Here is a 21,497-nt window from a genome sequence, read left to right as displayed (position 1 = left end):
ACCTTCGACACATGCGGCTGTTTTGATAGCCAGGCGATGAGGCGAAGAGAAATAGTCCCTGCTGGTTAGAATTTACTCACTATAATTCCTTCGCTCACTATCGTTTTTGCTTTTTTATCGACCTCTCGTCCATGCCCATGTGCAGGAGTAAAAAATGAATATGTCGGCCCTCCCGGTTCAATGTTTAAAAAACAAAACGGTAAAATCTGCTTGTCTGCTCGCGATGTTGTTGACGCCTGTGCTTCCGGCGCTGGCGGCTGAGAATTACGCCAGTGAATTCAATAATATCCATCAGGTTAACGCGGGCGATCTGAATATCGGCTATGTCGATATTGGCCCGCGTGACGGGCAACCGGTGATACTGCTGCACGGCTGGCCCTACGATATTCATAGCTATGCGGAGGTGGCTCCGGCTCTTGCCAGCAAAGGTTTCAGGGTGATCGTTCCGCATTTGCGCGGCTACGGCACAACGCGTTTTATCTCTGAGACTGCACCACGTAACGGTCAGCCGTCGGCGATGGCGGCGGATATTGTGGCACTGATGGATGCGCTGAAGATCAAACAGGCGGATCTTGCCGGGTTTGACTGGGGGGCACGCACGGCGGATATCGTCGCTGCACTGTGGCCGGAGCGGGTGAAATCACTGGTGTCGGTGAGCGGTTATCTCATCAGCAGCCAGAAAATTGGTGAGCAACCGTTGCCGCCACAGGCAGAGCTGCTTTGGTGGTATCAATTTTACTTTGCCACCCCGCGTGGCGAAGCGGGCTATGCCAAAAATACCCATGATTTCGCGAAACTCATCTGGCAACAGGCATCACCGGGCTGGAAGTTTAGCGATAAAACCTTTGCCACCAGCGCAGCCTCGCTGGATAACCCGGATCACGTTGCGGTGACCATCAGCAACTACCGCTGGCGGTTAGGGCTCGAAAAGGGCGAAGCGAAGTACGATAAATACGAGCAAAAACTGGCGACGCTGCCGGCTATCACCGTGCCAACCATCACCCTTGAAGGCGGAAACAACGGTGCACCACATCCGGCCCCTAAAACCTATGCCGCCCGCTTTACCGGCAAATATGAGCACCGCACGTTTGGCGCGAATGTCGGGCATAATCCGCCGCAGGAAGACCCGGTAGCGTTTACCCAGGCGGTGATTGACGCCGATAAACTGTAACGGGGCCGCGATGGAACATATCGACACGGTGCTGGTAGTCGATGACGATCGTGATATTCGCGAGCTGGTCGTCGACTATCTGAATAATGCGGGCTATCGCGCGACGGGGGCCGCTAACGGGAAGGAGATGCGGGCGTATCTGGCACACCACCAGGTGGATCTGGTGGTGCTCGATATCATGATGCCGGGCGATGACGGATTGACGTTGTGCCGTGAACTGCGCAGCGATCGCCAGCAAAATCTGCCTGTACTGATGCTGACTGCCCGCAGCGACGACGCGGATCGGATCCTTGGTCTCGAAATGGGTGCGGATGATTATCTGGTGAAACCGTTCGTTGCCCGCGAACTGCTGGCGCGGATTAAAGCGATTTTGCGTCGCTATCGCGCCTTACCGCCGAATTTGCAAATCACCGATGCCGGGCGGCTGATTGCGTTTGGCCGCTGGCAACTGGATACTGCCGCTCGCCATTTGATTGATGATGACGGCCTGGTTGTCGCGTTGAGCGGGGCAGAGTATCGCCTGCTGCGGGTATTTCTCGATCACCCGCAGCGGGTTCTGAACCGTGACCAGTTATTAAGCCTTACTCAGGGGCGCGATGCGGAGTTGTTTGAACGCTCCATCGACTTGCTGGTTAGCCGCCTGCGCCAGCGGCTGAGCGATGACGCGCGCGAGCCTGCTTACATCAAAACCGTGCGCAGCGAAGGCTATGTGCTGGCGATGTCGGTGGAGATTCGCCAGTGAGGCTGTGGCCGAAAACGCTGCTCTATCGGCTGGTGTTGCTGGTGCTGGCCGGGCTGTTACTGGCGAACGGCCTGACGCTGTCGCTGTTACTGTATGAGCGCATGAGCAGCGCGCGCACGGTCATGCTCGATAACCTGGGTTATGACGTGGCGACCAGCGTGGCGATTCTTGACCGTCTTCCGGCGAACGAGCGCGCCGCGTGGCTTGCGCGGCTTGCGCGGGGTAATTATCACTATCAAACCGATGCGGGTGAACCGGGCCCCGTCCCTGACAGCTGGCGCTCGCGCCCGATAGTGGCGTCACTTCAGGAGGCGCTCGGCACGCAATACGCGTTGACGATGAGCACGATCCCCGGCCCGCGCGAACATATTCAGGCACATCTGCGATTAAGCGATGGTTCCCCGCTGACAATAGATCTGCGCCCGCAGTTGCCCGCGCTGGCGCGCTGGCTGCCCGTGGTACTGGTCATCCAGCCTCTGCTGCTATTACTCTGCGCCTGGCTGGCGGTACGCCAGGTGGTTCGCCCGCTTGCACGATTTACCGACGCGGTGGAAACCTTAGAACCCGCCGCGACGCAACCGCGAATCATGAATGACCAGGGGCCGCTGGAAGTGGCGCAGGCGGCCCGCGCGTTTAATGCGATGCAGGCGCGTATCCAGCGTTATCTGAAGGAGCGCACGCAAATCCTCGCCGCAATTTCCCACGACCTGCAAACGCCCATCACGCGGATGAAACTGCGCGTGGAGATGAGCGAGGAGCCGATGCTGCGCGATAAGCTCATGCAGGATCTTGAGAGTATGACGCGGCTGGTGCGCGAGGGTATAGCTTATGCCCGAAGCGCTGAACCCTTGCTGGAGCCGACGCCTCGGCTCGAGCTCAATGCCTTCCTCGACACCCTCGTTTGCGACTATACGGACACCGGCCAGGCGGTCACCTTCTTGCCTGCCCCAACGATTTTACCGCTGGAGACCCGGCCGCAGGCGCTACGGCGCATCATGACCAATCTGCTTGATAATGCGCTGAAGTACGGCAGTGAAGCGCAGGTTCATCTGCTTTTGCACGATGCGCAGTGGCTGGAAATTCAGGTGCGGGATAACGGCCCCGGTATTGATGAGGCCGAGCAGGATGCGGTGCTACAACCTTTCTACCGTATCGAAAACTCGCGCAATCGCCACACCGGCGGTACCGGGCTGGGGCTGGCGATTGCAGCTCAACTGGCGGCGCAACTTCACGGGCAATTACGTTTACATAACCATCCTGAAGGCGGTCTGGTGGTTACCCTGCGTTTGCCGCGCGCTTTGTATCCTTCTGTATCCCCTTCGTCACACGACAAGTAACGAGACAAAACGGCATTTTGCCGACACACCACGCACACATCGACGCGGTTAAATCGTCTCACCGCCTGATACCCAGGCAACCTAAAGGTGAGGTGAGATATGGCTATTATCATTGCGTTTATCGGCGGCATGCTGACGCTGTTAAGTCCCTGTACGCTGCCTGTTATTCCATTTTTATTTGCCAGCGTGAAGGGGCAGAAACGGCATCTGGCGGCAATGTTAACCGGGATGGTGCTGATGTTTACTCTGGTGTCATCGCTGGTGACCGTGGCCAGTGCCTGGGTGGCACAGGTCGCCACCGTCGGGCGCTGGATAGCGTTGCTGTTTATGAGCGCGGTGGCACTGTCGCTGATATTCCCGCGCGTGGCGCAGTGGCTGGCGAAGCCGGTGGTGCGGCTGGGCAATCAGGTGAACGATCAAAGCAACCATCATCGCGGGCTCCTTGCCGCGCTGCTGGCCGGGTTTGCCACCGGGCTTTTATGGGCACCCTGCGCCGGGCCGGTGCTGGGAACAATTCTCAGCCTGAGTTTGCTTCAGGGGAGTAGCGTTTCCGGCAGTGTTTTACTGGCAGCGTACGGTAGCGGTTGCGCGGCGATGCTGGCCCTGCTGTGGTTTGGTGGTAAACGTGTGATGCACGGGCTCCGGGCAAAAACGGCGGTGGTGGAACGTCTGCGTCAGGGCGCGGGTGTCGCAATGCTGGCGTCAGTGGCGCTGATTGCAACCTGTACTACCAGCGTGCTTCAAGGGGCCAGTGCGTTTTCACAACAGCTGGAACAGCGTCTGGTGGGCTTGCTGCGTGAACAACCTGTGCGTTTACAGCCGGTAGTTGACACCACACCCAGCAGTCAGCTCCCCCCACTGACGGGCGGAACAACGTGGATCAATAGTGCGCCGCTTTCAGCCGATTCGCTGAAAGGGAAGGTGGTACTGGTAGATTTCTGGACTTTTGACTGCATCAACTGTCAGCACACATTGCCCCATGTTCGTGAATGGTCGCAGAAATACCCTGGCCTCACGGTCATCGGGGTGCACACGCCTGAATATCCCCACGAGAAACCCGTTGATGCGGTCACGTCAGCGGTGAAAAAATGGCAACTGAGCTACCCGGTGGTGATGGATAACAACTACCGAATCTGGAATGCGTTCGGCAACCAATATTGGCCTGCGCACTACCTGTTTGATGCGCGCGGGCAGCTACGGTATACCTTCTTTGGCGAGGGGAATTATGACGAGCAGGAAGCGGCGATTAAAACGTTATTGCAGGAGAGCCATGCCTGATAGCGCACCTCACAATGCCCGATGGAACCGTCGAACCGTAGGCCGGATAAGGCGCAGCCGCATCCGGCAATTTCGCTGCTCAGGCTACTGAAAATAGTGGCGAAACGGCGGAAACATCCGCTGCCGTTTCGTCGCTTTTCTCTTAATTAAAGGCCACTTTGATCGGCTGTTCAGAGAGTTTTTGGCAGGCTTTCAGTGTATGACTCCTGGCGAAATAGAACATGAACTTATCGCTCTTTGGATGATGCATTAAGGTATCGCCGTTACTGAATTTGAAATATTCCGTACCATTATGTACCTCATGCCCTGAGCCGACATAATAATGACCTTTCCACAACTCAGAGATATGTCCAAAGGTATGCAACGTGATTTCAATCAGACCGCGTGAGGGGCATTTCAGTTTCAATACCGTTGAGTTGAAATTAAGCGCGAGGGCAGGGGAAGAAAGCGTCACCAGCGCAGCGATAAAAAACAATTTTTTCATAGGATAGTGTAGGACTTTTCTTATACGGGACGGGCTTTTTACCGTAACGGAAAGTTTACGAAATTGATATTGGTCAACTAAAACAGGGTTTTGATTTTACTACGGGGAGTTTTTCTTTTTTTTGCGATCTGTATCGGGGGCAAAGAAGAACAGCGCTCCGCAGAGCGCTGAGAATCAGGCGCGAATATCGGCGTATTCCGGGGTGGTATCGAATTCGTGTTTAGCGAAGGGGCAAAGCGGAATAATTTTGCGATTCTCGTTACGCATTTTTTCCACCACTTTTGCCACCAGTTTTTTGCCGACGCCCTGACCTTTCAGGCTGGGGTCTACATCGGTGTGCTCAATAATGCTCAGGTGCTCGCCGGTGGGAACAAAAACCACTTCGGCCAGTAGGTTACCTTCAGCATCGTTAACGTAAAAACGGTTGTTACCTTCCAGAATTTCCATTTGTCTCTCGCTATGGGTTATTTGGTACGGTATTTCAGCGCGCCGCTTGGGCAGGTATCAATGACCTGCTGCACCACGGTGCTCTCTACATTATCGGGCATAATCCACGGTTTGCGCTTCAAATTGAAGAGCTTGCTGTTGCCACGCACGCAGTTGCCCGAGTGCTGGCACAGGGCTGTGTTGAAATAGACGTCGATTTTTTCACCGGTGTATACCCGGTATCCGGCGTCGAGAAGTTCTTTATCCATGACATTGCCTCAATTCAAATAAGAGTACTGGCTGTGCTAATCATAGCCTGTCATGGCATAGGGAGGGAAAGGAATTACTGATTAATACGCAAGGAGTTGCTAACAAATATTGCAGCGCGAGGGTGGCTTTCTAAGAATTATTCTCAACTCTATCAGAATGTCCTAGCTCAGCTTTAACGCAGCCCATGCTTCGCTGGAAAAGCAGACAGACGAGAGAATCACGATAGTGCGATCCTTATTGTTATTAATGTAGTAAGTCGCATTAAGTGTTGGCGTGAGAACATCGCCCTTGTTAATGCTGAAGGCAGATTTGATTTTAGTTATGGTTTTAATTTTGCCGCACTGGGTGATGACTGAAAAAATATCGGTTTTTTCAGTTTTTAAGATATCAACAACCAGCCATTCCATGCATATATCCCCAGATAACCAATGTGTTTGTATACTAGCACAGCCTAATAGGGCTGGAGCCTAAACACAGGGTAAATGAGTGATGGATCGGTGAAACTGCCGGATGCAGCTCGCGCCTTATCCGGCATGCGGGGCATATCACGCGTGCTTTACAGCGCCAGACTCTTCTTCTGCGCCATTTTTTTCATCGGAATGAAGGCAATCACTACCGCGCCGAGCACGAGGAAGGCGGCGACCATATAAATTCCGGCGTTGAAGCTACCGGTGATATCTTTCATCCAGCCCATCAGCAGCGGCCCCAGCGCCGCGCCGGTCATCCCGGTGGCGTTAATCACCGCAATTCCCAGGGCGCGCGCCTGAACCGAGATGGATTGATCCGGCGTGGTCCAGAAAATCACCATTGCGGCAAATGCCCCGGCGGATGCCATTACGATACCGCTGAATTGCAGCATTGGATTGCTGCTGGTGGCGGTGAGTATCCAGCCCGCGGCGGCAAAAAGGTAGGGCAGCAGCGTGTGGATTTTCCGCTCATTCAAACGATCGGAACGCTTACTCCACCACACCATGCCAATAATGGTACACACTTGCGGAATCGCGCTGAGTAACCCAATGGTGATGTTATTACTCTCCTGATTAAAACTACGCAGAATAAGCGGCGTCCAGACGCTTAATGCGCTCAGGGTATTGGTCAGGCAAAAATACGCCAGGGTGTAGAGCATAATGACCGGCGTAAATAACTCGCGCAGCATACTGCGCTGCGACATCATTCCGGTGCTGATACCCTGCTGCGATTGTTGAATTGCCCGTTTATCCGCTTCCAGCATTTCATTCAGACAGGCTTTATCATCGTCGGTTAGCCATTTGGCTTTCGCCGGAGAGTCATCGAGCCAGAACCAGACCACCAGGCCTAATAATACGGACGGGAAACCTTCCAGCAAAAATAACCATTGCCAGCCCTTCAGGTTTAATAAACCATCCATATTCAAAATGTAGCCTGACGCCAGCGAACCCAATGCCATGGTTACCGGCATCGCTATCATAAACAAGGCGTTAGCGCGGGCGCGATATTGGGAAGGGAACCAGTAGGTTAAATAGAGCAGCAGCCCTGGCAGGAAGCCTGCTTCGGCGATCCCAACCAGCATGCGTAGGACATACAGGCTATTTGGCCCGGTCGCGAACATGGTCGCGGTTGAGGCAATTCCCCATACCACCATCAGCACCGCAATCCAGCGTCGGGCGCCGACAATCCCTAACATAATATTGCTGGGGATCCCGCAAATTACATACATCACATAAAATAAGGTGGTGGCCAGGCCAAACATGGTGCTGGTTAAGCCTAAATCTTTGCCCATCGTTAAACCGGCAAAACCAATATTAATACGATCGAGGTAAGAGAAAACAAATAAAATAAATAAGAAAACAATTAATCGGCGGAATAACTTTTTAATCACTGCTTGTTGTCGCGGGTCCAGTGTATCCTGCGTATCGGTAGGCGGCGATAATACGCTCGAAGAATCATTCATGTCGGGCTCCACATTGCAATGTAATATTATTTTGTTAGCAGGCGAATATTTAACATGCTCAGAATGTTTTATTGACAGAGGCCATCTGAACACGTGCGCTAACGTATAGGTAACAGCCTGATAAAGTGTCAATGGGAACCGTAAAAAATGAGACGAAATTGTTAGCTGTGTGGCGTTTTTTGAATCACAAGGTGGGTTTTAGAACATTCATGGCAGAGCGAATGCGCGATGATGCTATAGCGTGAACTTATAACCCGGTATACTCAGCGTATCGACGTCTTTTGACTAAGGAAGCTCATGAGTTCAATCAAAAAAACAGCGGATGTGAAGAGCGCGGATGCGGCTTTTCATCGTGAAGAGTTCCCGTTCTACTGGATTGTTAACGTCTATGCGCGCTACACCCAGGTGATGGAAGTGACGTTGAAAAAGGTGCAGCTCGACGTTTCTCGCTTTCGGGTGATGATGATTACCCATCAGTACGGCAAGGCCAGTATCTCGCAAATTTCGGAATATGCGATGGCGAAAATGCCGACCGTCACCAAAATCGTTGGCCGTCTGCGTGACGATGGGATGGTGACCACCGCCAGCAGCGAGCAGGATGCCCGGGTGACGGAGGTGATGCTCACGCCTGCCGGAAAGGCCAAAATTGAAGAAGCGCACCGCCTGGCACAGAAAGTTTTCGAAAAAGGGTTTAAGGGAATGACACCCGCGCAGGTAGAAAAAATGAATTTGTCGCTGTCGAAAGTCCTGAGTAACCTCAACGAACTGTAGCCTCGAAGAGCGATCGTTAAGATTTGTGATCGCGCTAAAATTTTCTTATAACTCACTGTAAATACTATCGTTAATTCTTATCTGTCGCCCCGAGTTTTCACGGCGACGTTGACGCGTTTCCTCCCTTTTTCTGCGACAATTCATCAACATAACGCAGTAGCCATGGTGAATGAATGGTTATATTTGCGTTACTGCATTGTGAAAATAACGTGAAATATTACTTGAATATTCACATAAATCTCTCATGATTGATTTATCGCCATTCAGGGTAAAAAAGCAGCGATGACTGTCCGCCTGAATGTGATTCACTTTTTCTGGTCAAGGTGTTAATCATGAAGCCAGTTTTTGAGAGCAATGGTTACGTTGAGCAATTCACGCTCGGCGCAGGCGAGCTGCGGTTCGCCGTCAAAGATACGCTGGATATCGCCGGTCACCCGACCCGCGCCGGTTGCCCGGCGCTGGCCGATGCGCCGAAAGCGAAACAGCATGCTCGCATCGTCAAGGTGCTGCTTGACAGCGGTTGCCAGTTGACGGGCAAAACCACCCTCCATGAACTGGCGTTTGGTGTCACCGGGATCAACCCGTGGAGCGGTACGCCGATAAATGCCAACTATCCTGCACTGATCCCCGGCGGATCATCGAGCGGCTCCGCGGCCGTGGTCGCCAGTGGCGAAGTGGATTTTGCCCTCGGCACAGATACCGGTGGTTCTGTGCGTATGCCCGCAGCCTGTTGCGGTGTGCTGGGGCTCAAACCGGGCTACGGTGTACTCAGCCGTCAGGGCGTGTTGCCTGCCTACAGCTCTCTTGATTGCGTTGGCATTTTTGCCCGCGAGCCGCACATTCTGCGCGACGTGCTGGCGCGCCTCGCGTTACCGGTTGACGCGCCGCTGGATTCTCTACCCTCAATGGGCTTTATCTTTGCGGCTCAGCCGGAGATTGACGCGCTGCTGGTGGATGCGCTGGAAGCGTTGGGCATCGCCGCAAACAGCGTGACGTTACCGCTGCTGGGCGAAGCACATCGTGCCGGGCTGACCATCATCAACCGCGAAAACTGGCTGGCGTTTAACGCGCTGCTGGCGAGCCACGCGGTCTCCCCGGATGTTGCCAGCCGAATTCAGGCCGGAGAATCAATCACCAGTGAACAGCTCGCCCGCGCGGAAAACGTGCGCGCGCAGTTCACCGCTCAGGTGAATGCCCTGCTGGAAGACACACCGTTACTGGCGCTGGCGACGCTACCGGAACTGCCGCCAACGCTGGAAGAGGCGGAAGATCCGCTTAGCGTGGTGAATCTGACGCGGCTGGTGCGCCCCTTCAATCTCAGCGGTCATCCGGCGCTCTCGCTGCCGATGGGCGAACTTCAGGGCCGACCTGTCGCGCTGCAACTGGTGGCAGGCTTTGGTGAGGAAGGGCTTCTCGTCCAGGCCGCCGAGTGGCTGATGCGCCGCCGCCTCTGACGCTCACCGCGTCCTGAAACCGTTGAATCGACCACTCAATGCCTTTCGGCGTTGCGGCATCGTGCACCTTTTTGCCGCCCGCCCACGTTAATCGGGAGTCAGCTATGTCCGTCGTACATGTCCGTGAAGAGCTTGTTCCGTTATTGACTGAAGTGACCGCACGCAGCGCCGATTTCGAGCGCCAGCGCCATGTTTCAGACGAAATCATCAGCCGCTTTAAACAGGTGGGCGTCTACCGTGCGCTGGTGCCGAAAATCTACGGCGGTGACGAGTGTTCTCCGGCGCAGTTTTGCGAATTGATTGAGCAAATTGCCACCGCAGATGGCTCGGCAGGCTGGGTCGCCAGTTTTGGCATGAGCCCGTTTTATCTCGGCGCGCTGCCGCCGGATACCCTGAAAGCACTCTACCGCGATGGCCCTGATGTGGTGTTTGCCGGGGGTATCTACCCGACCCACAAAGCGCAACTCGCCGACGGTGGATACCGCGTAAGCGGGCGCTGGTGCTTTGCCAGCGGCAGTATGGGCGCTTCGGTGTTTGGTGTCGGTATTCAGCCGGAAGGGGAGAACACGCTGCCGCGCATGGCGGTGCTGCCGCGCGAAAGCATTCATATCGACCCGGTGTGGGATACGGTCGGGCTGGCGGGAACCGGCAGCCATGATTTGCTGGTGGATGACGCCTATGTGCCGCAGGAGTGGACCTTTATTCGCGGCGGGGCGCTGAATCTGGAAGGCCCGCTGTATCGCTATCCGGTGCTGTCGCTCGCCACGCAGGTGCTGTCCGTTGTGGCGCTGGGGGTGGCCCGCGCGGCGCTGAATGAAATCTATCAGATTGCCCATCGTCAGCAGTCGGTCACCGGCGCACCGCGCCTGGCCGACCGACCGCAGGCGCAGATGCAAATCGCCCGTTGTGAAGCGGAACTCCGCTCAGCGCGGGCCTGGTTTTACGAGGCCATTGATGACGTGTGGCAGCGTCTGCTGGTTGGCAATGAGCCGAGCCAGCAGCAGGTCAACGCCCTGCGTCTTTCCTCTACGCACGTCACCCGGGTGGCGGCAGACGTTGCCCGTCAGGCGCTGGCGCTCAACGGGATGGGCGGCGTCACCATGACCAGCCCGCTCCAGCGTTATGTGCGCGACACGATGGTGATTACCCAACATGCCTTTATGGGCGACCTCTCGTACCTGAACGCCGGTACGGTCTTTTTCGGCGGCAAACCGCTGCCGGGTTATCTCTGAATTTCTGTAAGGAGCAACAAATGAGCCAGAACACATTACGCGTGCTGTTTTGTATCGGTGTGAACCAGAACTTTTTCGACGCCACCCCGGTGGAGGCCAAACAGGTGTGGGGCGCGTTCGGCGTGATGATGAAAGGTATGGAAGAGACGCCGGGCATCCGCGTCATCGGCAATATGGATGATGATCAGTTGATGGTCGGCCCCTCGACCACCGCCCCGTGGACTACCTACGTGCTGGCTGATGCCGACACCCTGGAAAGTGTCGCGGCGGTCTGCAACCTGTTCCGCACCACGCCGGTCGGCGAAAGCAAACTGTGGAAGTACTGCAAGATTGAAGCGCGCGTGGGCCGCGAGCTAATTATTCAGAATTAAGGAGCAGGCGATGAACTCACAGGATGCGCAGCGTTTGCAGCAGCTTGAAGATCAGCAGGACGCGCGGGTATGCATCAGCAACTATATGCGCCTGTGCGACCAGCTTGAAACCCCGGCAACGGTGCGAGCGATTGGTGCGCTGTTTACCACCGATGCCTGCTGGGAAGGGGTGGGCGAACCGTATGCCACGCGCCTTGGCAGGCATGTTGGGCGTAAAGCCATTGAAAGCATGATGGCCGGATACGTCAAAACGCCCGCGCATTTTGCGATGAACGCCCATTTTCTGTGTTCGGAAGCCCTCATCCAGCAGCCGGATGGCCTGCTTTTCGGGCGCTGGCTGATGCTGCAAACCTCCAGTTTTACCGCCGGAGGATCGCATCTCAATGCGGCGGAACTGAACGTGGAGTTCCGTCGCGAAGCCGGTGTGATGCGAATGCACCATTTCACGACGCGCAATCTGTTTAGCCGGCCCGTCGAACACTGGCACGCCGATGATGTGCTGCCTGTACCTGACAATAAATAGAGAGACGAGCGATGCAGTGTGATAACCAGATCCCCGTAAAAAATATCGAAGCCAATGTGCCCGACTGCGCGGAAATTGCCGCGCTGGTGCAGTCTGACCGGGTGCATACCTCACTTTATAATTCCGAGACCCTGTTCAACCTTGAGCTGGACAGGATCTTCACTAAAACCTGGGTATGGGTGGCGCATACCAGCGAAATCCCGGAAACCGGTAGTTTCAAAACCACCGAGGTAGGCACCCAGCCGGTGATCGTCGTGCGCGACCGCAAAGGCACCGTACATACGTTGCTCAACCGTTGCCGCCACCGCGCCGCCACCGTGTGCGAGCACCGCAGCGGTAAAACCAACAGTTTTGTCTGCCCGTACCACGGCTGGGGCTACGCGCTGGACGGCAGCCTGCGCGGCGTGCCGCACCCGGAAAGCTATGCCGATCAACTGGAAAAAGGCGAGCTGGGGCTGGTGTCGCTGCGCACCGAACAGTACGCCGGTATGATCTTCGCCACCTTTAATGAGCACATCGAACCGCTGGAAGATTTCCTCGGCGCGGCGAAAAAGTGGATGGATCTGTTTATGAAGCAGGGCGCGGGTTATCCGATTAAAACTGGCCCGGCGCACCGTTTCCGCTTCCCCGGCAACTGGAAGATCCAACTGGAGAACACCACCGACGGCTACCACTTCCCGGTCGTTCACCGCTCGTTTTTAAGTTCGGTCGATAAGCAGACCGAAGAGATGCTCAACTTCGTTGATGGCAGCGGTTACGTGGAAGATCTCGGCAACGGCCATAGCGTGATGGTAATGATCCCGGAACTGGTGGATCTGGAAGCCAATCTCGACGCGCCAATTCCGGAGCGCTTTATCGCGCTGGCCGATGAACTGCGAAAAGACCACGATGAAGATCAGGTGCGCCGTATTGTGCGTGCCGTCGGTGGCTCGGGTTTTAACCTCAATATTTTTCCAAATATCGCCTGTTCGATGGCCTTCTTCCGCGTGCTGCAGCCCGTCTCGGTGAACGAAACTGAAATTCATCATGCGGTAATCACCATGGACGGCGGCCCGGAAATTGCCAACCAGGCGCGTCTTCGTCTGCATGAACATTTCCAGGGGCCGATGGGCTTCGGCACGCCGGATGACTCCGAGGCGTGGGAACGTGTACAGCGCGGGGCGACGGCGGGCAACGACCTGTGGATCATGCTCAACCGTGGGCTGGCGGGTGAGTACCGCACTGATGATGGCCTGCGTAGCGACGTGAGCGCCGAAACGGGGATGCGCGCGGCGTATCAACAGTGGAAAAAACTGATGACGGAGGCGGAATAAATGGTAACGCCAGATGCAGTACTGATTGCCGCTATCGAGACGATTAACCTTGAGGGCGACTTGCTCGATCAGGGCGAGTTCAACGCCTGGCTGGAACTGTGGCAGCGCGATGGCCTGTATATCGTGCCAATCGATCCACAGGAAACGGATTTCAAAAACACCCTCAACTATGCCTGCGACGATCACGAAATGCGCGAGCGTCGGGTGAAGCGCCTTTACAGCGGTGAGTCTATCTCCACCACGCCACGCGCCCGCACGTTGCGCACGCTCTCCCGCTTCCGTCTGCTGGAAAGTGAGGGCGACGACATCGTGGTGCGCGGTGCGCAGTCGCTCTGGGAGCATCGCAAAGGCTTTAGCCGTCACTACGCGGCAGATATCACCTGGCACCTGCAGCCGCAGGGCAACCGACTTCTGATTAAGCAGAAGATTATCCGTCTTATCAACAGTGACGATGTGCTGCACAGCATCGGCTACATCCTGTAAGGGGCTTGTTATGACGCAAACCGTATTAATCACCGGCGCGGCCGCCGGGCTGGGCAACGTCATCGCCACGCATCTGTTGTCGCAGGGGTATCAGGTGGTGCTCTCGGACGTGAGTCTGGCGCGCGCGCAACAGGCGGTGGACAAACTCGATAACGGCGCGGGCCGCGTGCTGGCGCTGGAACTGGATATCCGCCAGCCGCAGGCGTTTGAGCAGGCGCTAAAGGCGATTGAAACCCGCTTCGGCAGCCTGGAAGTGCTGGTAAACAATGCCGCGCTGACCCTGGCGACACCGGTGATGGAGATTGATGTTGAAGAGTTCGACCGGGTGATTTCCACCAATCTGCGCGGCACGTTCGTTGGCTGCCAGACGATTGGGCGCTACTTCGCCAAAAAAGGTTACGGACGGATTATCAACCTCGCGTCGCTCGCCGGGCAGAACGGCGGCACGGCGTCCGGTGCGCACTATGCCGCGTCGAAAGGCGGCATTCTGACGCTGACCAAAATCTTCGCCCGCGAGCTGGGGAAATCAGGTGTGACGGTCAATGCCATTGCGCCGGGGCCGATGGATCTCCCGTCCGTTCACGCACTGGTGCCGGAAGAGAAAATGGCCGGGCTGTTACAGATGATCCCGGTGGGCAAGCTCGGCGACGCCGAGTTTGTTGCTCAGGCTGTGGCGCTGCTGGCTTCACCGCAGGCGGCGTTTGTCACCGGGGCAACCTGGGACATCAACGGCGGTCTGTTCATGCGTTAAGGAGTTGCCATGCTGACACTACAGATTTTGAAACGCGAGCTTCAGGGGGAGGTTGTTCTGCTGACGCTTGCCGATGCAACCGGTGCTGAACTGCCTGCGTTCACCGCCGGGGCGCACATTGACCTGCATTTAACCGACGATCTGGTGCGGCCGTATTCGCTGTGTGGCGATCCGGCTGATCGTCACTGTTATCAACTGGGCATCCTTAAAGATAGCCAGTCTAAAGGCGGATCGCTGGCGGCGCACGCGCTTCAGGAAGGCGAATCGGTGACGGTGAGCCTGCCGCGCAATTTGTTTGCCCTGGATGAAGGGGCAGCGCACAGCCTGCTGATTGGCGGCGGAATTGGTATTACGCCGATGCTGGCGATGGCGGCGGAACTCCACGCCGCCGGACGCGCATTTTCGCTGCATTACTGCGCCCGTTCGCGTTCGCAGGCGGCGTTTGTTGCCGAACTGGAAAAGTCGCCGTGGGCCGATCGTGTTTGGCTGCACTTCAGCGATGAGCAACGCATTGATTTGCCCGCGGTATTGAGTGATGTACCTGACAATACGCATGTTTATGTGTGTGGGCCGACGCGCTTAATGGACGCAGTAAGCGAACAGGCGAATGGCCTCGGGTATGCCGCTGAAAAAATTCATCAGGAGTGTTTCAGCGCGGAAGTGGAAGTTTCTGGTAAAGCGTTCGAGGTGGTGGCGGCAACCAGCGGGATTACCTTGCAGGTGCTGGAAAACCAGACCATTGTCGAGGCGCTGGCGCAGGCCGGATTAACGGTGTGCGTCTCCTGTAAGCAGGGGATTTGCGGCAGTTGCCTGACGGATGTGATTGAGGGCGAGCCAGATCACCGCGACAGCTATCTGACAGACGAGGAGAAAGCCGATGGCGACCAGATCCTGCTCTGTTGTTCCCGGGCGAAAAGCGCCCGTCTGATTATCGATCTCTGAGGAGTTCAGCATGAATTTGCAGACCGAGTTTCGTAATGCGATGGCGCAACTGGGCAGCGCGGTGTCGGTGATCACCACCGATGGCCCGGCGGGGAAATTTGGCTTTACCGCCTCTGCCGTGTGTAGCGTCACGGATCAACCGCCGACCCTGCTGGTGTGTATGAATCGCAACTCTTTTGCCAATGCGCACTTCAAGCAAAACGGCGCGCTGTGCGTGAACGTGCTTTCCGGCGCGCATCAGGCGTTGTCGGGTATTTTTGCCAACGCCAGCCTGCGCTCAGAAGAGCGGTTTGCACATGACCGCTGGCAGGTGATGGCGAGCGGCGCGCCGGTACTCAGTTCCGCCGTTGCCAGCTTCGATTGTGCGATAGATAACTGCCATGAAGTGGGCAGCCACACGGTTTTTTATTGCCAGGTGCAGGCGATTCGCATCAGCGAGCAGCCGCGCGGGCTGGTCTATTTTAACCGTCGTTACCATACGGTAGGCGGCGATATTGAGGTGAAAGCCTAACCCATTGAGGAGCCTGGCTTATGAGCAATACCGCAGCAGCACCGCACGACCCAAAGCAAATGCGTAAACTGGTGATTGCCTCCGTACTGGGCAACGCGCTGGAATGGTACGACTTCTTTCTCTATGGCACGGCGGCGGCGTTAGTGTTCGGCCCGCTCTTTTTCCCGGTTGGCGGCGACCCGCTACAGGGCACATTACTGGCGTTTTCCGGCTTTGCGGTCGGCTTTCTGGCGCGCCCGCTGGGCGGGATTGTCTTTGGTCATTTAGGCGATCGCTACAGCCGAAAGATGACGTTAATCATGACCCTGACGCTGATGGGCGCGACAACCTTCGTCATCGGCCTGCTGCCGACTTACAGCCAGATTGGCATTTGGGCGCCGATTTGTCTGATTACCCTGCGCTTTTTGCAGGGCGTGGCATCGGGGGGCGAGTGGGGCGGCGGCGTGTTGATGCTGAGTGAAAATGCCCCGGCATCAAGGCGCGGTTTCTTTACCGCCTGGAGCCAGATGGGCGTGGCTGGCGGGTTCGTACTCTCTGCCTTTGCCTTTTATCTGGTGCAGAAATTACCCGAGTCCGATTTTATGCAATGGGGATGGCGAGTCCCTTTTCTGCTCAGTCTGCTGATCTTCCTGGTGGGCGTTTATATCCGAAAAAACATTCGTGAAAGCGAAGCGTTTCGCCAGGCTAAACCCGAAGAGAAACATGAAAAAATTCCGCTGATCGTACTGCTGCGTGAGCATCCAAAAGCGCTGATGCAGGCCATTGCGCTGCGTCTGCCTGAAAATGGCGCGTCCTATATTTTCTTCACCTTTTCAGTGGTGTATGCCAAACATATTGGTATCTCAACAGACATCATCATCAGCGCGGTGACGCTGGCGATGGTGGTCGAGTTTTTCTCAATTCTGTTCTGGGGCGCGCTTTCCGATCGCATCGGTTTGAAACGTGTTTACTACATTGGTGTCATCGGCCTGCTGGTGATGGCCTTCCCGTTCTTCTGGCTACTTTCCAGCGGAGAATTCAGCGGGATCATGGTGGCGATGTTCCTCGGTCTGCCCGTCTGCCATGGGGCGATGACGGGGACGCAACCCTGCATCATGAGCGATTTGTTTCCGGTGCGTGTGCGTTACTCCGGCCTGGCACTGGGGCATGAAGTGGGATCTATCTTCTCCGGCGGTCTCGGGCCGATGCTCGCCGTCGCGCTGTTAATCGAATTTGACGCCGCCTGGCCGGTATCGTTGTTGTTGATTGTCTATGCGCTACTGGCGTGGATTGCGTTGTGGAGCCTGCCTTCGCAGGAGACACCTGTACTAAGTCAACCTACAAAAACCTTACCCTACAATGAGGTATAAGCAATGTCAGTGAATCCGGTTACGACATCTGAAGTGGAAAAATTACTCGCCGTCAGCAGCGGTTTTCTCTCTGAACAGGGGAACGAGCGCCTTAAGGAGATCATGCATCACCTGCTGGGTGATATCTGCAAGACCATTAAAAAATTTGATATCAGCGACGAAGAGTTCTGGCTGGCGGTGAACTATCTCAACGAGCTGGGCGAGCGCAAAGAAGCGGCGCTGCTGGCGGCGGGGCTGGGGCTGGAGCACTACCTCGACATTCGCGCCGATGAAAAAGAGGCGGCGGCGGGCAATGAAACAGGTACCCCGCGCACGATTGAAGGGCCGCTGTATGTGGCGAACGCGCCGCTGAGCCAAGGCTATGCGCGTATGGATGATGGTAAAGAGGCGGGTGAAATCATGTGGTTACAGGGCGTGGTGAAAGATAAGCAGGGGCGTCCGGTGACGAATGCTGTTGTGGATATCTGGCACGCCAACACGCTCGGCGGTTACTCGTTCTTTGACCAATCCCAGAGCGAATACAACCTGCGCCGCCGCGTACTGACCGACGCCAACGGTCACTATGCGGTACGCAGCATTGTGCCGTGCGGTTATGGCTGTCCGCCGGATGGCCCGACGCAAAAACTGCTCAACGGCTTAGGCCGTCACGGCAACCGTCCGGCGCATATCCACTTCTTTGTATCCGCGCCGGGTTATAAACACCTGACGACGCAGATTAACCTCAATGGTGATGCCTATCTGTGGGATGATTTCGCCTTCGCCACCCGTGATGGACTGATTGCTGACCCGGTGAAAGTGGAAGACGATGCCGTCGCCTATGAGCGGGGTATTCATCAGCCGCATACGGAAGTGAACTTTGATTTTACGCTGGTGGCGGCGGCGCAGAACAGTGAAGAGGAACGTGGGAAGCGGTTACGCGTGAAGGAGTAAATTAACGCTGTCGGCTCAGATTGCTGACAACGTGCGTATTGTGCGTGCCGGATGCGGCGTAAACGCCTTATCCGGCCTACAAGAACATGCAACTTCAATATATTGCAGGAACCTTGTAGGCCTGATAAGCGTAGCGCATCAGGCAATTTACTTAACGATAATCGGGGTTCGACATCACGCTGTAACGCCCGCCACCGAGTAAAAATATTACGATACCCAGCAGGAAATAGAACGCGGCGCTTTCAATAATCCACGCGCCCGTCGGTGCCAGCGCGAAAATATTTGTACCGTTTGCCAGTGCCACTGCGGTCAACATGGTGAACGAAACAATAATCGCCGCCCAGCGAGTGAAGATACCGAGAATAATCAAAATCGGACAAACAATTTCACCAATATACACGCCCCAGGCCATAAAACCCGGTAGCCCGGCTTTTATCAGCAACGCCTGAATAAACCCCAGATCACCGCCCGGTAAGGCTTTATGAATGCCATGAAACAGAAGTAACCCACTAAATGTCAGGCGGAGTAAAAGCTTAGCGCCATCCGGATGATCGAACCGTTGCGTTAACGCATTGAGCATAGAACAGTCCTTATTAAGTGAACCCAGAAGAATAAAAACAGAAATTTGGGCAAAAGAACCCGGATAGCATAGTGGCAAACTATTGTGGCGGATTAAAGGCAGAAAAATTAACGAAGTCGTTAGAAAAATTTAGTTAAAAAAGGCCGAAGAGGGAATAAACGCTTCGGCCTTTTGTCTGTCAGAACTTAATCTTCCAGCGCGTAAGCAATAATGTTGTCACCCACATCCGGCGAGTGGCTGGCACCACCTGCGGAAATAACGACATACTCTTTACCGGTTTTCGGTGATTTATAAATCAGCGGCGCGGCAACGGCGCCCACCGGCAGACGGGCACGCCATAGCTCTTTCCCGGTTGAGGCGTCGAGCGCACGCAGATAGTTATCCTGCGTACCGGCAAAGAAGACCAGGCCAGAGGCGGTTGAGGTTGGGCCGCCCAGCGTCGGCATTCCCAGCGGAATGTGCATGCCGGTTTTCATTCCCAGCGGGCCGGTATCTTCTACCGAACCCATCGGCACCTGCCACACCAGTTGACGCGTATTGAGGTCAATCGCGCTCATGGTGCCAAACGGCGGGGTGTTACACGGCACGCCCAGCGCAGATTGCAGAATATCGATACGTACACCGCCATAAGGGCCCGCGACCTGCGGGCGAACGGTGCCCATAAAGCCAGGGACTTCGTCGGTCGAGACGTGGTATTTCGCCATATCTTTTTGGCGCACCAGCGACATCCGCAGCGGCATACGCATATCGTTGACGAACAGCGTGCCGGTACGTTCATCGATGGTGATGCCGCCCCAGTTCATCCCGCCCAGCAGACTTGGCCATTCGATATACGGTTTCTCTGACGGTGGGGTGAACATGCCCAGATAGGTCGATTCTTTAAAATCGATTCGGCAAATCAGCTGATCGAACGGCGTGACGCCCCACATTGATTTCTCGGTTAGCGGTTCAACGCCTAACTGCGGCATGCCGGTAGAGAACGGTTGAGTCGTGGAAAGGCGTTCACCTTCCGCACCCTGATGCGGTACCGGAATCTCTTCCACTTTGGTGACCGGTTTCCCGGTACGGCGGTCGAGAACATAGATTTGCCCGGTTTTAGTGGTCTGAATCAGAACCGGGATCTCTTCGCCTTTCTCGTTCTTCATGTGGAACAGAACGGGCTGAGACGGTAAATCGTAGTCCCAGATATCATGGTGAACGGTCTGGAAGACCCATTTGGTTTTACCGGTACTGGCATCGACAGCCACCACGGACGAACCGTATTTCTCTTTGGCTTCGTTACGATCGCCGCCCCAGTAATCCGGCGGGCCGTTACCGGTTGGCAGATACACCAGATTCAGCTCTTTATCAAAGCCGGGTACCGTCCAGACGTTAGGCGTTTCAAGGGTGTAGGCGCGTGCTTTTTCCGGGTCGGTAATGTTTTCCGGCTGGCCGACATCCCAGGCCCAGACCACATCACCCGTACGCACATCATAGGCGCGCACCACGCCGGAAGGCTCGCCGTGTACAATATCGCGCACCCAGCCGCCAATCACCGCAATGTGTCCCATGATCATCGGAATGGATGTCGGGTGATAGCGCTTACTGTTTTCCGTATCGCCCATACCCTGTTTCAGATCGACGCTGCCTTTGTCACCAAAGCTGTCGCACAGCTCGCCGGTTTTGGCGTTCAGGGCAATCAGACGGGCATCGACGGTCGAGATGATAATACGCTGCGGGCATTGCTGAAGCGCCGGGCTGGCTTTCTCTTCCGCACTCAGCGAATCATCTTTTTGCGCGTCGTAATAACCCACGCCGCGACAGGTCACGTGTTCGGCGGTCTGCGCGTGCGGATCAAAGCGCCAGCGGGCTTTACCGGTATCGGCATCAATAGCCGCTACCACGTTCAGCGGGGTACAGGAGTAGAGTGTGTCGCCAATTTGCAGCGGTGTGTTTTCATCAACACCGATACCCGGCCCGGTTAAGCGGCGACCGGTGTGATACGTCCACGCGACTTTTAGGTTTTTTACATTCTCAGGTGTGATATCCGTGTAGGGGGCATAACGTGTACCAGATGCATCGCGGCCAAAGAATTCCCAGTTATCACTTTTTGACGCCAGCGTAGGTTCTTTACCAGCGTGGGTATCGACAACACCATTATGAATGCCACCGTGTGGGAAAAACGCCGAGACCAGTGTCGCCAGCAGGGCGACAAAAATCACCGTGGCGCTGCGGTTAGCCGCACGCACCGATGCACGCTGAACGGGCAACGTGGTGGTGAGCCACAGGGCGAGCATGAATAAGAGCGCGGGAACCACCAGACGAGGAATCAGCCCCCAGTAGCTGAACTGTACTTCATAGAGCGCCCAGAAAAGGGTAAGGACAAAGGTAATAATAGAAAGGGGGAGGGCAAATTTACGGCGCAGCAGATAGCCTACTGCGATAACCAAATACGCCAGGCCGGCGATCAGGTACCAGGCGCTACCGCCCAGCGACAGGAGCTTGCCGCCCCATATGGTTAAAAACAGCCCAGTGCCAACACTGAGCAATACGAAGAGTAAGCGGTAGAGCGTAAAGAACACGCCTCCGCCTCTGCTTTTTTGTTCGTCCATTGTTCATCCCATACAAAGTCAGTCATTCAATGCGTGATTGCTCAGCGGGCTGGCACAT

The 21,497-nt window shown here is 55.6% G+C and carries 23 protein-coding genes; 16 read left to right on the top strand and 7 right to left on the bottom strand.

Annotated elements, in window-relative coordinates:
• The first annotated feature begins 223 nt into the window (after nucleotides 1-223).
• The 4 genes from DBY68_RS01565 to DBY68_RS01550 all read left to right on the top strand — a co-directional run bounded on the left by DBY68_RS01565 (nucleotide 224) and on the right by DBY68_RS01550 (nucleotide 4,528).
• Nucleotides 224-1,171, top strand: a complete 948-nt coding sequence (locus DBY68_RS01565) for an alpha/beta hydrolase (protein WP_304598573.1) — start codon at nucleotides 224-226, stop codon at nucleotides 1,169-1,171.
• Between the two features lie 10 nt (nucleotides 1,172-1,181).
• Nucleotides 1,182-1,913 (top strand): response regulator, encoded by a 732-nt coding sequence (locus DBY68_RS01560; RefSeq protein ID WP_108473495.1) that lies wholly within the window; start codon nucleotides 1,182-1,184, stop codon nucleotides 1,911-1,913.
• On the top strand, nucleotides 1,910-3,250 hold the full coding sequence (locus DBY68_RS01555; protein WP_108473496.1) for an ATP-binding protein: 1,341 nt from the start codon (nucleotides 1,910-1,912) through the stop codon (nucleotides 3,248-3,250). The genes DBY68_RS01560 and DBY68_RS01555 overlap by 4 nt, the downstream gene beginning before the upstream one ends.
• Nucleotides 3,251-3,349: 99 nt before the next feature.
• Nucleotides 3,350-4,528 carry a cytochrome c biogenesis protein DipZ gene (locus DBY68_RS01550; protein WP_108473497.1) on the top strand — a complete coding sequence of 393 codons (1,179 nt, stop codon included), beginning with the start codon at nucleotides 3,350-3,352 and terminating at the stop codon, nucleotides 4,526-4,528.
• A gap of 142 nt (nucleotides 4,529-4,670) precedes the next feature.
• Here DBY68_RS01550 and DBY68_RS01545 read toward each other — a convergent pair whose 3' ends face one another.
• From DBY68_RS01545 to hpaX, 5 genes are all read right to left on the bottom strand, one after another.
• Nucleotides 4,671-5,012, bottom strand: coding sequence for a hypothetical protein (locus DBY68_RS01545; protein WP_108473498.1), 342 nt, complete (start codon nucleotides 5,010-5,012; stop codon nucleotides 4,671-4,673).
• A gap of 174 nt (nucleotides 5,013-5,186) precedes the next feature.
• Nucleotides 5,187-5,480 carry a GNAT family N-acetyltransferase gene (locus DBY68_RS01540; RefSeq protein ID WP_349254577.1) on the bottom strand — a complete coding sequence of 98 codons (294 nt, stop codon included), beginning with the start codon at nucleotides 5,478-5,480 and terminating at the stop codon, nucleotides 5,187-5,189.
• Nucleotides 5,477-5,707 carry a 4Fe-4S mono-cluster protein YjdI gene (yjdI, locus tag DBY68_RS01535; protein ID WP_108473500.1) on the bottom strand — a complete coding sequence of 77 codons (231 nt, stop codon included), beginning with the start codon at nucleotides 5,705-5,707 and terminating at the stop codon, nucleotides 5,477-5,479. The genes DBY68_RS01540 and yjdI overlap by 4 nt, the downstream gene beginning before the upstream one ends.
• Nucleotides 5,708-5,869: 162 nt before the next feature.
• A complete protein-coding gene (locus DBY68_RS01530; protein ID WP_108473501.1) occupies nucleotides 5,870-6,115 on the bottom strand; it encodes a histidine kinase in 246 nt (81 codons plus the stop codon).
• Nucleotides 6,116-6,264: 149 nt separating this feature from the next.
• Entirely contained in the window at nucleotides 6,265-7,638 is a 1,374-nt protein-coding gene (gene hpaX, locus DBY68_RS01525) for a 4-hydroxyphenylacetate permease (RefSeq protein ID WP_108473502.1), read from the bottom strand.
• 297 nt (nucleotides 7,639-7,935) lie between these two features.
• Here hpaX and DBY68_RS01520 point away from each other — a divergent pair, with 297 nt between their 5' ends.
• The 12 genes from DBY68_RS01520 to catA all read left to right on the top strand — a co-directional run bounded on the left by DBY68_RS01520 (nucleotide 7,936) and on the right by catA (nucleotide 18,268).
• Nucleotides 7,936-8,409 (top strand): MarR family winged helix-turn-helix transcriptional regulator, encoded by a 474-nt coding sequence (locus DBY68_RS01520; protein WP_108473503.1) that lies wholly within the window; start codon nucleotides 7,936-7,938, stop codon nucleotides 8,407-8,409.
• A gap of 332 nt (nucleotides 8,410-8,741) precedes the next feature.
• Nucleotides 8,742-9,863, top strand: coding sequence for an amidase (locus DBY68_RS01515; RefSeq protein WP_108473504.1), 1,122 nt, complete (start codon nucleotides 8,742-8,744; stop codon nucleotides 9,861-9,863).
• A 104-nt stretch (nucleotides 9,864-9,967) separates the two neighbouring features.
• Nucleotides 9,968-11,095 (top strand): acyl-CoA dehydrogenase family protein, encoded by a 1,128-nt coding sequence (locus DBY68_RS01510; RefSeq protein ID WP_108473505.1) that lies wholly within the window; start codon nucleotides 9,968-9,970, stop codon nucleotides 11,093-11,095.
• A gap of 20 nt (nucleotides 11,096-11,115) precedes the next feature.
• Nucleotides 11,116-11,466 (top strand): IacB protein, encoded by a 351-nt coding sequence (locus DBY68_RS01505; protein ID WP_108473506.1) that lies wholly within the window; start codon nucleotides 11,116-11,118, stop codon nucleotides 11,464-11,466.
• Nucleotides 11,467-11,476: 10 nt separating this feature from the next.
• Nucleotides 11,477-11,989: a nuclear transport factor 2 family protein gene (locus tag DBY68_RS01500; RefSeq protein WP_108473507.1), complete on the top strand. Its 513-nt coding sequence runs from the start codon at nucleotides 11,477-11,479 to the stop codon at nucleotides 11,987-11,989.
• An 11-nt stretch (nucleotides 11,990-12,000) separates the two neighbouring features.
• Entirely contained in the window at nucleotides 12,001-13,302 is a 1,302-nt protein-coding gene (locus DBY68_RS01495) for an aromatic ring-hydroxylating dioxygenase subunit alpha (RefSeq protein ID WP_108473508.1), read from the top strand.
• Nucleotides 13,303-13,785, top strand: coding sequence for an aromatic-ring-hydroxylating dioxygenase subunit beta (locus DBY68_RS01490; protein WP_108473509.1), 483 nt, complete (start codon nucleotides 13,303-13,305; stop codon nucleotides 13,783-13,785). It abuts the gene before it with no gap.
• 10 nt (nucleotides 13,786-13,795) lie between these two features.
• Entirely contained in the window at nucleotides 13,796-14,536 is a 741-nt protein-coding gene (locus DBY68_RS01485; RefSeq protein ID WP_108473510.1) for an SDR family NAD(P)-dependent oxidoreductase, read from the top strand.
• A 9-nt stretch (nucleotides 14,537-14,545) separates the two neighbouring features.
• Nucleotides 14,546-15,478, top strand: coding sequence for a PDR/VanB family oxidoreductase (locus DBY68_RS01480; RefSeq protein WP_108473511.1), 933 nt, complete (start codon nucleotides 14,546-14,548; stop codon nucleotides 15,476-15,478).
• 10 nt (nucleotides 15,479-15,488) lie between these two features.
• Nucleotides 15,489-15,989, top strand: a complete 501-nt coding sequence (locus DBY68_RS01475; RefSeq protein WP_108473512.1) for a flavin reductase — start codon at nucleotides 15,489-15,491, stop codon at nucleotides 15,987-15,989.
• A gap of 20 nt (nucleotides 15,990-16,009) precedes the next feature.
• Nucleotides 16,010-17,338 (top strand): MFS transporter, encoded by a 1,329-nt coding sequence (locus tag DBY68_RS01470; protein ID WP_108473513.1) that lies wholly within the window; start codon nucleotides 16,010-16,012, stop codon nucleotides 17,336-17,338.
• A gap of 3 nt (nucleotides 17,339-17,341) precedes the next feature.
• A complete protein-coding gene (catA, locus tag DBY68_RS01465; RefSeq protein WP_108473514.1) occupies nucleotides 17,342-18,268 on the top strand; it encodes a catechol 1,2-dioxygenase in 927 nt (308 codons plus the stop codon).
• A 151-nt stretch (nucleotides 18,269-18,419) separates the two neighbouring features.
• Here catA and DBY68_RS01460 read toward each other — a convergent pair whose 3' ends face one another.
• Nucleotides 18,420-18,848 carry a DoxX family protein gene (locus DBY68_RS01460; protein WP_108473515.1) on the bottom strand — a complete coding sequence of 143 codons (429 nt, stop codon included), beginning with the start codon at nucleotides 18,846-18,848 and terminating at the stop codon, nucleotides 18,420-18,422.
• Nucleotides 18,849-19,033: 185 nt separating this feature from the next.
• Entirely contained in the window at nucleotides 19,034-21,439 is a 2,406-nt protein-coding gene (locus tag DBY68_RS01455) for a membrane-bound PQQ-dependent dehydrogenase, glucose/quinate/shikimate family (RefSeq protein ID WP_108473516.1), read from the bottom strand.
• Nucleotides 21,440-21,497: the final 58 nt, after the last annotated feature.

The sequence above is a fragment of the Pseudocitrobacter sp. RIT415 genome, assembly GCF_003057695.2.
In the GTDB taxonomy this organism is placed as follows: domain Bacteria; phylum Pseudomonadota; class Gammaproteobacteria; order Enterobacterales; family Enterobacteriaceae; genus Pseudocitrobacter; species Pseudocitrobacter faecalis.
The sequence above is the reverse complement of the archived record's forward strand: the minus strand, read 5'-3'. Positions and strand labels throughout refer to the sequence as shown.